The following is a 13,353-nucleotide window of genomic DNA, read 5'->3' on the forward strand; positions in this document are numbered from 1 at the left end:
GTCTCACCTGCAGATCGGGGATTGTGTGGCTTTGCCACCCGGCGTCGCGTGGGCGACGATGGACGGGATCACCGTGCTCAACGCGGGTACCAGGGTCACATTGAAATTGCACAGGTAGGTGTCGATGTACGCGCCCGCCTGGGTGACCCGTGCCAGGCCTTTCAGCAGCGGTGGGAGATTGAAACCGAGGTAGGCGAACTCGTCCTTGTTGGCGAGGAAGTGGCCGATGAATCCGGGTTGCCGGGAGAGCATTTGCTGCACCTCCGGTAGCGCGCCACGGGCGAGCGTGGATGCGCGATCGGCGACCTGCGCGGTCTTGTCGAGCGAGCCGATGAATGAATCACGTTGTGCGGACATCTGTTCGAAGATCCTGCGGGAGCTGACCAGGACGGTGTCGATGTTGCTGCGCTGGGCCGCGAACGTCCCGACCACGCGGGACAGGTTGGAGATGACGTCGCCGAGCACCTGATCGGGTCCGGCGACCGATTCGGCGAGGGACGACGTCTCGGCGACCAGGGTGGTGATCGATGACGAATCGCCTTGCAGGGCACGGATCAACGCGTTGGTGACATTGTCGACCTGTTTCGGATCCAGGACGCTGAACAACGGCTCGAATCCGTTCAGCAATGCGGAGATGTCAAAGGACGGCTCGGTGTGTGCGAGGGGGATCTCGCTACCGTTCAGTGGCGTGGGGTTGGGAAAGTCTCCGCGAGACAGGCCGACGTACCGTTGTCCGACGATGTTCTGGTAGACGATCGAGGCCTTGGTGCTCCCGTCGACGACCTGATCGGAGTCGACTCGAAACGAGACGCGTGCCGCGGTTCCGTCGAGACCGACCGAGTCGACCCGGCCGACGCGAATCCCGGCCATGCGGACGTCGTCGCCGGCTTTGAGTCCCGTGATGTCGGTGAACACCGCGCTGTAGTTCTTCGTGTCCTCGGAGACGTCGCGTTGAAGGGTGACGTAGACCGTGGATGTCAGTGCCAGCGAGACGAGGAGGAAGAGAATCAATCCGATGAGGGGCTTCCGGACACTCATGACGAACCCTTCTGGTCGTCGGGGGACACCGTGACGGACGCGCCGCGGGCGACGGGGCCGAGAATGAGAGTGTTGGCGCTGTTGGGGCCCCCACCGACGAGGTTGCCGAGGGTCGCCTGTTCATCGGCGCTGCCGACCGAACCGACGTTGCCGCCCATGCCGGCCGTCTGGTATCCGGCGGTGACTCCCTTGCGTGCGTTGCCTTTCAGGACCGGGGGCGACACGCTGGTCGGGGCAGTGAAGCAGCTGGGGCCCTTCAGATTTCCGTATCGGGGGCAGTCCGCGCGGGTGTAGAGCTTGTGGGGGGTGACCTGGAACAGGAACTTTCCCCGTCCGTTGGCCAGGCCGGCCGGCCAGAAATCTGAAAACCATCTGTCTGCGATGACGCCGATGTTTCTGTCGATGGCGGTGAAGCCGGAGCTGCCGGCCGCCACCACCGACACGACCGGGGCTGCCTGGGTGGTGATGCGGATGATCTGGGCGGTGTTGCGCTCGAGTGCCGTGTTGACCCGTGCGGTGGTGGAGATTCCGGAGCCGAGCAGGTCGGAGAGCGCGCCGGATTCGCGGGCCACCGTCTGCATGGGTCCGACCGAACTGTGCAACGCGTCGAGGAGATCGGGTGCGGACTTCCGCAGGCCGGTGACCGCCGAACTGAGCGACTTCAGGGTGGACGGCCCCCCGTCCGGCTGGACAACGCGGTCGAGCTCGCCGACGATACGGTCGAGTTGTGCACCGGCCCGGGAGATGTCGGAGCCACGCCGATCGGTGGCGGTGGCCACCGCGGCGAGCATGCCGACCGTGCGGTCGCTGCCGGCACGTGCGGTCGCGGAGACGATGGCGCGCAGCTTGGACAACGCCGTCTGGAACTGCACCGTCGAGGCGTTGGTGTCCTGGGAGATCACGTCACCCGACGCGATCGCCGGCGCGGAGCCGTTGTCGATCAGCTGCACCGACGACACCGCGAAGACATTGCTGGGTACCACGCGAGCGGTCACGGTGCGAGGTATCTGTGGCGCACGGTCGGGGGCGATCGAGATGTCGACCGTGTTGTCGGGGCCCGCGATCGCTGGTGTCACCCCGGTGACCGTGCCGACGATGACACCTCGGTACTTGACGTCGGAGTTCACCGGGAGGCCGTCGCCGACGTCGGCGAGCTGGGCGGTCACCGGTACCTTCGGGGTGAAGGTGCCACCGGACTTGAGCGCGATCGCAGCGAGAACGGCGACGATCACGGCGATGGCGATGATGCCACTGATGAGCAGCTGCCGGTTCGACAGCCCGTGCGGCCCCGCGTCGTAGATGCTCGGTGAGTTCATCCGCTCAACCTTGCTCCGCTTCCGACTCCCCAGAATGCCACGGTGAGAAGGAGATTGGCGACGATCATCACCGAGATGCTGGCCCGCATGGCACGTCCGGACGCGGTGCCCACACCCTGGGGGCCGCCGTGGGCATAGAAGCCGTAGTAGCACTGGATGGTGGTGGTGATGATCACGAAGATCACCGCCTTGATCAACGAGTACATGATGTCGGTGGGGTTGAGGACCAGCTCGAAGTAGTGCTGATATGTACCGCCCGACAAGCCGCCGCTCAGTCCGACGACGAGCTGGACGGAGACGTAGTTGACCGCGAGGCAGACCAGGTAGAGCGGGATGACGGCGATGATGGAGGCGAGTAGGCGCGTCGAGACGAGGTAGGGAATCGGCCGGATCGCCAAAGCCTCGAGCGCATCGATCTCCTCGGAGATGCGCATCGCGCCGAGTTGAGCGGTGAATCGACAGCCCGCCTGTGCGGCAAAGGCCAAGGACGCCATGATCGGTGCGAGTTCACGTGTGGTGGCGGTGGAGGCGACCATGCCGGTTGCCGGTTCCATGCCGAGCAGATGCAGCGCGTTGTAACCCTCGATGCCCACGATCGCGCCGGCGGCGCCGCCGAGGACGATGATCACGCCCGCGGTTCCACCGCCGACCACGATGGAGCCGTTGCCCCAGGTGACGTCGGAGAGAATGCGCAGGCATTCCTTGCGGTAGTGGCGCAGGGCGATCGGGATGGAGATGAGTGCGCGGGCCAGGAACGCGGCGAGGTGCCCGATGCGGAGGATGGCGCTCCCGGCCGCGTCGGTCGCGCGGACGAGAGGGCGGAGTCCGCTCGGATAGTACGTCGCCGCCATCAGAACCCCGTCCTCGGGAAGAGTAGAACGTACATCTGGGTGAAGCCGACATTGACCAGCATCAGCAGGATGATGGAGGCGACCACCGTGGCGTTGACCGAGTTGGCGACGCCTGCCGGACCGCCACGGGTGGTCAGTCCCTTCTGGCAGGCCACGATCGCCACGATCGCGCCGAACACAATGGATTTCACGATCGTCAGATAGAAATCGGAGAGCGTCGCGAACGAGGCGAAGGTGGTGACGAACGTGCCCGGCGTCCCGTTCTGGACGAACGTGTTGAACAGATAGCCGGAGAGGAAGCCGACGAAGCAGACGACTCCGGTCAATGTGGTACTGACCAGGATCGCCGCCGCCAATCGCGGGACGACCAGTCTCCGGATCACCGAGAGACCCATCACCTCCATGGCGTCGATCTCGTCGCGGATCTTTCGGGAACCGAGGTCGGCGCAGACGGCGGAGCCCGCCGCCGAGGCCATCAGGAGTGCCGAGACCATCGGTGCGCCCTGCCGGATCACGGCGAGACCACTGGCCGCACCTGCAAGTGACGTCGCGCCGACCTGACCGGCCAGCAGTGCGAACTGGATGGACAGGGTCATGCCGATGGGAATGGCGACGAAGATCGTCGGCAGCGCCGAGGCCGAGGCCATGAAGGTCGCCTGCCGGATGAACTCCTTGACCGGGAAGCGGAGCGTCAGCAGATCGACGATGAGGTGCTGGACTGCGCGGATGCCCAGGACAAACTGGCCGCCAACGGTTTCCAGCGATGCCCGCGGGTGACGGCGCACATAACCGGTCATCCACGAGGTGATCTCGTCGGTCGCCTTGGGCGTCTCGGGCGCCGGCGGTGACGTCGGTGGCCGCGACGAGTCGCCGCCGCCGGTGGTGATCGGCTCCGTCGGCGCATCAACGTCGGCAGGGGCGGCGTGCGTCGTGATGTCGCTGTTGACGGTGGACACCGTTTCCCCCCTCTCTGGCCCGGTCGATCCTCGGCATGCAGAGGCGAGACCACCGGCGGCGATGGTCAGGGGCGCGCACCCCGGGCTGAGGGTGCGCACTCGGGAAAGTCGAACGTCAGATGTACCAACCGCCGTTGACGCCGATCGCCTGTCCGGTGATGAAACCGGCCTGATCTGAGCACAGGAACGCCGCCGCGGCCGCGACATCGCCGGGCAGTCCCGCGCGGCGCACGGGCGTCAACGCGGCGAGATCCTCGATCGCCGGCACGAGGCCGGCCTCGACGGCTTTCTCGGCCATCGGGGTCGCGATGATCGACGGCGGAATCGTGTTGACGGTGATGCCATGTGGCGCGTACTCGAATGCCAACGCCTTGGTCAGCCCGATGACGCCGCCCTTGGACGCCACATAGTGGGCACGTTCGGGAGCGCCGGACTGGGCGCTGGAGGACGAGATCGTCACGATACGTCCCCACTGGCCGGCCTGCATGTCGCCGATGACCGACTGGGTGCAGTTGAAGGTGCCCGTGAGGTTGACCGCGATGATGCGGTCCCACTCGTCCTGCGCGATGTCCGGGTAGGGCATCTGCGATTCGATGCCGGCGCTGGTCACCAGGATCTCGATGGGGCCGAATTTCTCCCGGACCACCCCCATGGCCTTCTCCACCGCGGTCCGATCGCTCACGTCCACGGCCTGCGCGATGGCTTCGGCGCCACCCGAGCGGAGGTCGGCAGCCACCTTCTCGGCGGCCTCGACATTCTGGTCGAGGACGCCGATGCGATGTCCGGCCGCTGCGAGATGCTCGGCAACGGACTGCCCGATCCCCGAGCCCCCGCCGGTGACGACGCTGGTTCGGGTGGTGGCTGTCGCTGTGGTGCTTGTCATTTCCACGCTCTCAGGCCTTCGGGGTGAAATCGAGGTGCAGAGTGGTGAGCCCGCGCAGGATGTAGGTCGGTTCGAAGTCGTAGTGACGGTGGCCGTTGTGACCGTGGTGCTCTTCGGACACGCGGATGTCGGCCATGCGGGCCAGGAAACGCTCGACGGTGACCCGGCCCTCGATGCGGGCGAGCGGGCTGCCCGGGCACGAATGGATCCCGCGGCCGAAGGTCAGATGCTCGCGCACATTGGTGCGCTCGAGATCGAAGGTGTTCGGATCCGGGAAGTGATCGGGGTCGCGATTGGCCGCACCCGGGCAGAACATCAGGGTCGTGCCGGCGGGTACGGCGGTCTCGCCGACCGTCGTGTTCTTGCGCGCCACCCGGAAACCGCTCTTCACCGGGCTCTCCAGCCGCAGTGTCTCCTCGATGAAGATCGGGATCAGCTCCGGGTCGTCGCGCAGTCGCTGCTGGATGTCCGGTCGCTCACCGATCACACGGAGCGCGGCGCTGATCAGCTTGGTCGTGGTCTCCTGGCCCGCGGCGAAGAGGAATGTCGCGGTCCGCACCACCTCGACGACCTCGGGCGTGCTGCCGTCCTTGTACTTCGATTCGGCCAGGGCCGTGAGGACGTCGCCGCGGGGCGTCGCGCGGCGGTCCTCGATGTACTTCGTGAACTTGTCGTCGAGCCATTGCAGCGGGTTGTCGGACATGACCTCCGAGTCCATGGCGCCCGGCCGGGCGCCCTTACGCGGCGCTCCGAGAACGGTCCGGAACTCCTCGTGATCCTCCTCCGGAACGCCAAGCAGGTCGGCGATCACCAGGAGTGAGAACGGTTTTGCGAAGTCCGACATGAGTTCACACTCGCCGTTGCCCACGAACTCCTCGATGTACTCGTCGGCCAGCTTCCACATGAACTCCTCGTTCTCCTGGATACGCCGTGGCGTGAGGAGGCGGCTCAGCAGGCTGCGAGCGCGGCTGTGGTCCGGGGGGTCCATGGTCACCATGTGCTCGTGGAGGGGCAATTCGTCGCGATGCTGGTCGATGAGGTCACCGACGTCATCCCCCTCGGGCTCGAACGGCAGGCCGGGGAAGGGGCCGGTGGCGGCGAGGCAGGACGAGAACGTGGCGGGGTCCTTGAGGACGGTCACCGCCTCTGCATGTCCGGTGATCGCGAGGACGCCGAAGTGTGGCTCCTTGGTCACGGGGCACTTGCTGCGCAACTCGTCGAAGTAGGGGTATGGGTCGGGAACCAGGCTCGCGTCGGTGAAGTAATTCAGTTCGGTCAGATCGCTCACCGGAAACCTCCTGTGCGGCAACTCTCGTCAGAGAGTGGGATGCGTAAGGGCTGTGTTGGCTGGGAACTCTGGGTAAAGATGCTGAGCGAGTGCTCAGCGGGGTGTAGTACTTGTTACCACGCTCCAACGAGTGAGGTCAAGATCACATTCTCAAAATGGACATATCCCATTTCCGGTTTAGGGTGAGTTCGGGGCGCGACAGGAAAGGCGGCGAGTGTGACCGAGCGCAGATTCGGATCGGTGGAGGCCAAGAACAGGTCAATCCTGTTGGATGCGGCCGAGGCTCTCATGCTCGAAAGTGGCTATGCCGCAGTCACTTCACGGAAGGTCGCACAGACCGCCGGGCTGAAGCCGCAGCTCGTGCACTACTACTTCCGCACGATGGACGACCTGTTCCTGGAGATGTTCCGGCGCCGGGCGGAGCAGGGGCTGGAACAACAGCGGGCTCTGCTCGAGTCGCCGCAGCCGCTGTGGGCGCTGTGGCAGTTCAGCATCGACCCGTCGGTTTCCCAGTTCACGACCGAACTCCTCGCGCTGGCCAATCACCGCAAGGATCTCCGCACGGAGATCGCTCGGTACTCGGAGCAACTACGCGATCAGGCGCAGGAGGCGATCGAGAAGCTGTTACCCAGTTACGGCGTGAGCTCGCGGGAGCTGCCGGCGGAGGTGCTGATCGTGATCATCACGAGTGTGTCCCGGCTGGTGATGATGGAGAAGTGGCTCGGGTTCGAGAAGGGTCATCGCGAGACGTTCGAGTTCATCGAGGGGTACCTCCACAAGCTGGAGGGTGAGCCCCACCGGCACCACGTCATCGCGTCGATCGGTTATGGCTGAGCTGCAGACCCGACAGCACCCCCGACAGTGCGGTCCGGACGTCGTTCACCTCGACGCGCATCAGATCGTCATGTGACAGTGACTCGAGATCGCCGAGAGCGGAGAGGCGGTACTCGCGCTCCTCTTCGGCGGCCTCGATGATGTTGCGGATGAAGCGCCCGTTGCCGGCGATGTCGCTGGCCCGTCGCCGGGCCGGACCATCGCCGCGTACATCGTGGTAGAGCGGCGTACAGGCCAACTCGATCTCGGTGACCGCCTCGGGGGTGAGGAGCGAATCCCGTTTGCGCGCAATGAACTCACCGATCCGGGCCAACTCTTCGGGAGTGTAGGAGTCGAAACGCACGCGGCGTGCGAAGCGGGACGCGAGACCGTCGTTGGACGACAGGAAACGGTCGATCTCGGAGTCGTAACCGGCGATGATCACCACCAGTCGGTCGCGGTCGTCCTCCATTCGGGCGAGCAGGGTGTCGACGGCCTCCTTGCCGAATGCATCCCCGCCCGAGAGCCCCTGCTGGATCAGCGTGTAGGCCTCATCGATGAACAGCACGCCGTCCATCGCCGAGTCGATGACCGCCGACGTCTTGGGTGCGGTCGACCCGAGGTGCTCGCCGACGAGGTCGCGACGTGTCGCCTCGATCACCTTGTCCGTCTTGATGAATCCGAGCCCGCAATAGATCTTGGCGACGATCCGCGCCACTGTGGTCTTGCCCGTTCCCGGTGGGCCGGTGAAGGCGAGATGCAGGCTCCGCGCCGCGGTGTTCAGTCCGCGATCGGCTCGGACCCTTGCCAGAGTCGCGGCCGATTGTAGTTTTGCCACTTGCTCTTTGACGGAATCCAGTCCGATCTGATCGCCGAGCTCACGCTGGGCGTCGTCGACCATCTCGGCCATCTCGGGCTGTTCGGTGGTATCCGAGACGAGGGTCTCGACCGGGTCGGTGACAGACCGGGGATCCCACGGGTCGCGGCGTTCGGCGATCTCGTCGGGTGAGGTGATCACGAGGCGGAAGCTCGGTGATTTCAGCGCCTGGCCCGCGATGGAGTTCGGATTGCGGGCGTAGGCCTGCTCGAACAACGCACGGGCCTTCTCCTCCTGCCCCTGCTCGCGCAGCGCCATGCCGTGGGCGACCATCGCCTCGGTGGCGAGCGCCGGGATAGGGCCCTCGACCGCATTCTGCAGTCGTCGGATTCCCTCGCCGAACATGCCCAGCTGGATGCACGCGGTGCCGGCCATGTAGTCGGCGGCGGCTTGGAGGAAGGTGTCGTTCCACCGCTCCGAGCGGCGCAGCGCGGTCAACAGATCCGTCCAGCGCTGGGTCGCCATGAACAGGGTCGCCTGCACGAATTCGACGATCGGTACACGACGAGCGGCCGGGATCTCGTCCAGCACCTCCTGGGCCCCGGCGAAGTCCTTGCCGCGCGCCAACGACGACGCGTAGGCCGCGGTCGCCTCCGTGACACCGGACAGGTGGTAACTGATGTCGCCCACCACCCAGCGCCCGGCCAGCGTGCCCTGCGGTAGCCCGAGACGCCGTTGTTCATGGCCGATGGTGCCGCGATTGCGGTACAGGGCGAGGAGGACCTCGTCGGTGTCCTCACCACCGGCCAGCCGGCCCAGCCACGCGTCGCCCATCGTCGGGTCCCATTCGCTGGCGCGGGTGAAAGCCTTGGCGGCCTGCTGTGGATTGTTGATCGGTTCCTGGCCCTCGACCGCGATGCCCAGCGACAACACGCCGAGTTCGAACAGTTGCCGCGCCTTGCGGACGTCTGCCATCTCAGGCCCCCCAGATACATGCCTCGTGCAGGCCGTCGTCGACGTCGTCGACCTGTTCGTGTCCGAAGTCAGCCTAGCGTTGGCATGAGTCACGCCACCACGCGCCCGCGATGGCGCCTCACCTACACTGGCTAGAGTGAATGCGCAGGTGGATACCGTCTCAGCCGCTGCCGGCAGCCCAGATCAACCCCAACCGTTCCGTGAACTCGGTCTCAAGGACGACGAGTACGCCCGGATCCGCGAGATCCTGGGCCGTCGGCCCACCGACGCGGAGCTCGCGATGTACTCGGTCATGTGGTCCGAGCACTGCAGCTACAAGTCGTCGAAGGTGCATCTGCGCTACTTCGGGGAGACCACCACCGACGAGATGCGGGCCGGCATGCTGGCCGGCATCGGTGAGAACGCGGGCGTCGTCGACGTCGGTGACGGCTGGGCGGTGACCTTCAAGGTGGAATCGCACAATCATCCGAGCTACGTCGAGCCCTACCAGGGCGCGGCAACCGGTGTCGGCGGCATCGTGCGCGACATCATGGCGATGGGCGCCCGTCCGATCGCGGTCATGGACCAGCTCCGCTTCGGTCCCGCCGACGCGCCCGACACCCGCCGTGTCGTCGACGGCGTGGTTCGCGGCGTGGGTGGCTACGGAAACTCGCTCGGACTGCCCAACGTCGGCGGCGAAACCGTCTTCGACGCCAGCTACGCGGGCAATCCGCTGGTCAACGCCCTGTGCGCGGGCGTGCTGCGGACCGAGGACCTGCACCTGGCCTTCGCGTCGGGAGCGGGCAACAAGATCATCCTGTTCGGTGCGCGCACCGGACTCGACGGCATCGGCGGAGTCTCGGTACTGGCGTCGGAGACCTTCGATGACGACGGCGAAGGCCAGTCGGGTCCGAATCGCAAGAAGTTGCCGAGCGTGCAGGTCGGCGACCCGTTCACCGAGAAGGTGCTCATCGAGTGCTGCCTCGAGCTCTATCACGCCGGTCTGGTCGTCGGTATCCAGGACCTCGGCGGTGCCGGTCTGTCCTGCGCGACCTCCGAACTGGCCGCCGCCGGCGACGGCGGTATGCACATCGATCTGGAGAAGGTGCCCATGCGCGCCGAGGGCATGACCCCGGCCGAGGTGCTGTCGAGCGAGTCGCAGGAACGTATGTGCGCCGTGGTCACCCCCGACAACGTGGACGCGTTCCTCGAGGTCTGCAAGAAGTGGGACGTGCTGGCCACCGTGATCGGTGAGGTCACCGACGGGGATCAGCTCCAGATCACCTGGCACGGCGAGACCGTCGTCGATGTTCCGCCGCGCACCGTCGCCCACGACGGCCCGGTCTATGAGCGACCGGTGGCACGACCCGACTGGCAGGACGGGGTGATCGAGTCGACGTCCGCCCCGCTCGAGCGCCCGGACACCCCGGACACGCTGCGTGCCACGGTGCTGCAGATGCTCGGCTCGCCGGCATTGTGCAGCCGCAAGTTCATCACCGAGCAGTACGACCGGTACGTCCGCGGCAACACCGTGCTCGCCGAGAACGCCGACTCCGGCATGATCCGGATCGACGAGAGCTCGGGCCGCGGCATCGCGCTGGCCACCGACGCGTCGGGTCGCTACACCTTCCTCGATCCCTACCGCGGTGCGCAGCTCGCGCTGGCCGAGGCCTACCGGAACGTCGCGGTGTCGGGCGCGGCGCCCAAGGCGGTGACGAACTGCCTGAACTTCGGTTCTCCCGAGGACCCGGCGGTGATGTGGCAGTTCCAGCAGGCCGTGCGCGGGCTCGCCGACGGCTGCGCTCAGCTGGGCATCCCGGTGACGGGCGGCAACGTGAGCTTCTACAACCAGACCGGGTCGACTCCGATCCTGCCCACGCCGGTCGTCGGTGTGCTGGGTGTGATCGACGATGTGCATCGCCGCATCCCGACCGGGTTCGGTACCGAGCCGGGGGAGACCCTGATCCTGCTCGGATCGACCCTCGACGAGTTCGACGGCTCGATCTGGGCGCAGGTCACCCACGACCATCTCGGCGGTGTGCCGCCGCAGGTCGACCTCGAACACGAGCGGTTGCTGGCCGACATCCTGATGGCGGCCTCGCGCGACGGTCTCGTGTCCGCTGCGCACGACCTGTCCGAGGGTGGACTCATCCAGGCGGTCGTCGAATCCGCGCTCGCCGGCGAGACCGGTTGTCGCATTTTGCTTCCCGAAGATGCCGACCCGTTCGTGTGGCTGTTCTCCGAGTCGGCGGGTCGAGCCGTGGTCGCGGTGCCGCGCACCGAGGAGTCACGCTTCACGTCGATGCTCGATGCGCGCGGCATGCCGTGGGCTCGGGTCGGTGTGGTCGATCAGGGCAGCGATGCGGTGTCGGTGCAGGGTCAGTTCGAGATCCCGCTCACCGAATTGCGTGAGGTCTACGAGGGCACGCTGCCGACGTTGTTCGGCTGACGCTCGGTCGGGATCAGCACTCGGCCGGAATCAGGGCGTGCCCGCGTGCGGCACGTCCACCGAGATCGCGATGAGGCTTCCCTCGCGCGCGTTCTTACGGGCTTCCTCGTGAAAATCCGGTGCGGCACAGGCGAACAGCGTGCGTCCGTCCGATCCGCCGAGCATGCAGGCGAAGACGCCGGTGCCCACCGGGATCTCGTCGACGATGTCGCCACCCTCGACGACCCGGACGAGACGGGCGCCGAGCGCGTCGGCGATCCAGAGCGCGCCGTCGGCGTCGAGGCAGCAGCCGTCGGGCGCGACGGAGAGTTGGGGAAGCGCCTTCTCGATCTCGGTATCCGTGGGCAGCTCGCCGAACTGTGCCCACACCCGACGGTTGGTGAGGCTGCCGTCGTCGCCGATGTCGAACGCGGTGACCCGATTGCCGAAGGTCTCGTCGACCAGCAGGACCCCGGCGTCGGTGATCACGCTGCCGTTGGGGAACCACAGGTCGTCCGCGGCGACGGTGACCGACCCATCGGGATCGACCCTCAGCAGCACCGCGGTCTGCAGCGGTGCACCGCCCATGAGATCGAATCCGAACTCGCCGACGTATGCGCGACCGGATGACGGGTCGACGACCATGTCGTTGGGATGGCCGGACACGTATCCCGAGAGATCAGCGTGTGTCACCAGCTCGCCGTCGGGCTCGCGACGGAGTATCCGGGCGTCGCGCATCGAGACGATCAGGAGCCTGTCGTCGGGCAGCCAGCCCAGCCCGGACGGTTGCTGGGGCACCTCCGCCTCGACCTTGAGGTCGCTGCCGTCCGCGGCCGCCGAGCACACGCGATAGGTGTAGAAGTCCACGAACCAGATCCGTCCGGCGTGCCACCGTGGGCATTCCAGATACGCGAATCCGTCTCCGACGGTGGTGATGCCACGACGCTGGGCGTTTCCTTCGATGCTCATGATGCCTTCCTCCCGGAAGTGGTGTTTTCGAACGTCTTCCCAGTGTCGCCGATCACCTGCCGTCCACGTCGAAGATTCCGTCGAGTTCCGCGGCCGCCGAACTCGACGCTGCGCCCGTCAGCGCCGCGACCACGCCCTCCGGGTCGTCGGTCGTGATCTGGTCGGCCCGCAGTTCGATGAGCCGTCGTGCCTCCCGGACGGATTCGCCGTCGGCGCGGTAGAGCGTATAGGCGTCGATGGTGCGCGCGTGCGCGTGGAATGCCGCGATGATGTCGAATCCGCGACCATCCGCCTCGAGGATCAACCGGCGCTCGAGATAGATCATCTCGGCGCGGGGTGACGCCGTGACCGCCCGCTCGACGAAGGTCGCAATATCACCCGAGCGCAGAACCCGGTCGACGGCACCGTGATGGCAGGGGTCGTAACCGATCCGGATGCCCGGGACCGGGTCGGTCAGCAGGCGCACGGCCTGGGCATCACCGCACGAGAGGATCGTATTCGGCGCGATCGGGGTGACCGCACGCGCGAAGGTGTCGATCGCTGCAGGGTCCAATGCCTGGGCGTCCTCTTTGAAATCCAACTGCAGCAACGCGTCCGGATGAACCGCCTGCCGGTCGAGGATGTCGGCGAGGTCCTCGAGGAGCAGGACCGGCTCATCGAGCGGAACCCCGGTGTTCGACCGCAGGAACAAGGTGCGGACGTAGGACGCCGGGAGCTCGGAGATACGGCCGGTGCCCGTGGTGGCGTGTGCGACGTCGCGGTCGTGCAGGACCGCGAATCCGCGGTCGGCATGGAGCACCAGGTCGACTTCGACACTTGCGCCGACCGCCATGCCCTCGATGATGCGGGACGTCGTGAAAGCGGGATCGTCGGCACGACGTCGCGCCCGGTGCCATTTGATCTGTGTGGTGTGGCCGTCGTGGATGACGGCCGTCGGCGCGGTTGGGTCGGTCACCTCACCGACCGTACGTGACCTCGGCAAACGAGAGGTGATCCCCGCGGAGGCCATCAGGATCGGCAGAAATCACACGCCAGAATTG

General features: G+C 66.3%; 11 protein-coding genes. 2 read left to right on the forward strand and 9 right to left on the reverse strand.

Annotated features, from left to right (window positions below; genetic code table 11):
- Positions 1–3: 3 nt before the first annotated feature.
- From ACLQ3I_RS16960 to ACLQ3I_RS16985, 6 genes are all read right to left on the reverse strand, one after another.
- Complete coding sequence (locus ACLQ3I_RS16960; RefSeq protein ID WP_425789436.1) at positions 4–1,038, reverse strand: MlaD family protein; 1,035 nt, start codon at positions 1,036–1,038, stop codon at positions 4–6.
- Complete coding sequence (locus ACLQ3I_RS16965; protein ID WP_425803432.1) at positions 1,035–2,354, reverse strand: MlaD family protein; 1,320 nt, start codon at positions 2,352–2,354, stop codon at positions 1,035–1,037. The genes ACLQ3I_RS16960 and ACLQ3I_RS16965 overlap by 4 nt, the downstream gene beginning before the upstream one ends.
- Positions 2,351–3,205 carry an ABC transporter permease gene (locus ACLQ3I_RS16970; protein WP_425803434.1) on the reverse strand — a complete coding sequence of 285 codons (855 nt, stop codon included), beginning with the start codon at positions 3,203–3,205 and terminating at the stop codon, positions 2,351–2,353. Before ACLQ3I_RS16970 ends, ACLQ3I_RS16965 begins: the two co-directional genes overlap by 4 nt.
- Positions 3,205–4,002, reverse strand: a complete 798-nt coding sequence (locus tag ACLQ3I_RS16975; RefSeq protein WP_425803579.1) for an MlaE family ABC transporter permease — start codon at positions 4,000–4,002, stop codon at positions 3,205–3,207. Before ACLQ3I_RS16975 ends, ACLQ3I_RS16970 begins: the two co-directional genes overlap by 1 nt.
- Before the next feature lie 274 nt (positions 4,003–4,276).
- A complete protein-coding gene (locus tag ACLQ3I_RS16980) occupies positions 4,277–5,044 on the reverse strand; it encodes an SDR family NAD(P)-dependent oxidoreductase (RefSeq protein WP_425803437.1) in 768 nt (255 codons plus the stop codon).
- A 10-nt stretch (positions 5,045–5,054) separates the two neighbouring features.
- Positions 5,055–6,332, reverse strand: coding sequence for a cytochrome P450 (locus tag ACLQ3I_RS16985; protein WP_425789428.1), 1,278 nt, complete (start codon positions 6,330–6,332; stop codon positions 5,055–5,057).
- 216 nt (positions 6,333–6,548) lie between these two features.
- On the opposite strand from ACLQ3I_RS16985, the gene ACLQ3I_RS16990 reads away from it, so the two are divergent.
- Positions 6,549–7,166 (forward strand): TetR/AcrR family transcriptional regulator, encoded by a 618-nt coding sequence (locus ACLQ3I_RS16990; protein WP_425789427.1) that lies wholly within the window; start codon positions 6,549–6,551, stop codon positions 7,164–7,166.
- Here the strand turns inward: ACLQ3I_RS16990 and eccA are convergent.
- The gene (gene eccA / locus ACLQ3I_RS16995; RefSeq protein ID WP_425803439.1) at positions 7,141–8,937 is read right to left on the reverse strand and encodes a type VII secretion AAA-ATPase EccA; all 1,797 of its coding nucleotides are present in this window, start codon (positions 8,935–8,937) and stop codon (positions 7,141–7,143) included. The genes ACLQ3I_RS16990 and eccA overlap by 26 nt on opposite strands.
- A 136-nt stretch (positions 8,938–9,073) precedes the next feature.
- Between eccA and purL the strand changes: the two genes are divergently transcribed.
- The gene (gene purL, locus ACLQ3I_RS17000; RefSeq protein WP_425803442.1) at positions 9,074–11,365 is read left to right on the forward strand and encodes a phosphoribosylformylglycinamidine synthase subunit PurL; all 2,292 of its coding nucleotides are present in this window, start codon (positions 9,074–9,076) and stop codon (positions 11,363–11,365) included.
- Positions 11,366–11,395: 30 nt separating this feature from the next.
- Here the strand turns inward: purL and ACLQ3I_RS17005 are convergent, their stop codons facing one another.
- Complete coding sequence (locus tag ACLQ3I_RS17005) at positions 11,396–12,313, reverse strand: SMP-30/gluconolactonase/LRE family protein (protein WP_425789421.1); 918 nt, start codon at positions 12,311–12,313, stop codon at positions 11,396–11,398.
- A 52-nt stretch (positions 12,314–12,365) separates the two neighbouring features.
- Positions 12,366–13,322 carry a glycerophosphodiester phosphodiesterase gene (locus tag ACLQ3I_RS17010; RefSeq protein ID WP_425803444.1) on the reverse strand — a complete coding sequence of 319 codons (957 nt, stop codon included), beginning with the start codon at positions 13,320–13,322 and terminating at the stop codon, positions 12,366–12,368.
- Between the last annotated feature and the right edge of the window lie 31 nt (positions 13,323–13,353).

Origin of the sequence: Gordonia sp. DT101 (genome assembly GCF_049844895.1) — a bacterium.
Taxonomy (GTDB): domain Bacteria; phylum Actinomycetota; class Actinomycetes; order Mycobacteriales; family Mycobacteriaceae; genus Gordonia.

What these genes read in the sequence shown, in the direction of transcription:
- ACLQ3I_RS16960 (WP_425789436.1), bottom strand. Translation starts at nt 1,038, where the DNA reads ATGAGTGTCCGGAAGCCCCTCATCGGATTGATTCTCTTCCTCCTCGTC.
- ACLQ3I_RS16965 (WP_425803432.1), bottom strand. Translation starts at nt 2,354, where the DNA reads ATGAACTCACCGAGCATCTACGACGCGGGGCCGCACGGGCTGTCGAAC.
- ACLQ3I_RS16970 (WP_425803434.1), bottom strand. Translation starts at nt 3,205, where the DNA reads ATGGCGGCGACGTACTATCCGAGCGGACTCCGCCCTCTCGTCCGCGCG.
- ACLQ3I_RS16975 (WP_425803579.1), bottom strand. Translation starts at nt 4,002, where the DNA reads ATGACCGGTTATGTGCGCCGTCACCCGCGGGCATCGCTGGAAACCGTT.
- ACLQ3I_RS16980 (WP_425803437.1), bottom strand. Translation starts at nt 5,044, where the DNA reads ATGACAAGCACCACAGCGACAGCCACCACCCGAACCAGCGTCGTCACC.
- eccA (WP_425803439.1), bottom strand. Translation starts at nt 8,937, where the DNA reads ATGGCAGACGTCCGCAAGGCGCGGCAACTGTTCGAACTCGGCGTGTTG.
- ACLQ3I_RS17005 (WP_425789421.1), bottom strand. Translation starts at nt 12,313, where the DNA reads ATGAGCATCGAAGGAAACGCCCAGCGTCGTGGCATCACCACCGTCGGA.
- ACLQ3I_RS17010 (WP_425803444.1), bottom strand. Translation starts at nt 13,322, where the DNA reads ATGGCCTCCGCGGGGATCACCTCTCGTTTGCCGAGGTCACGTACGGTC.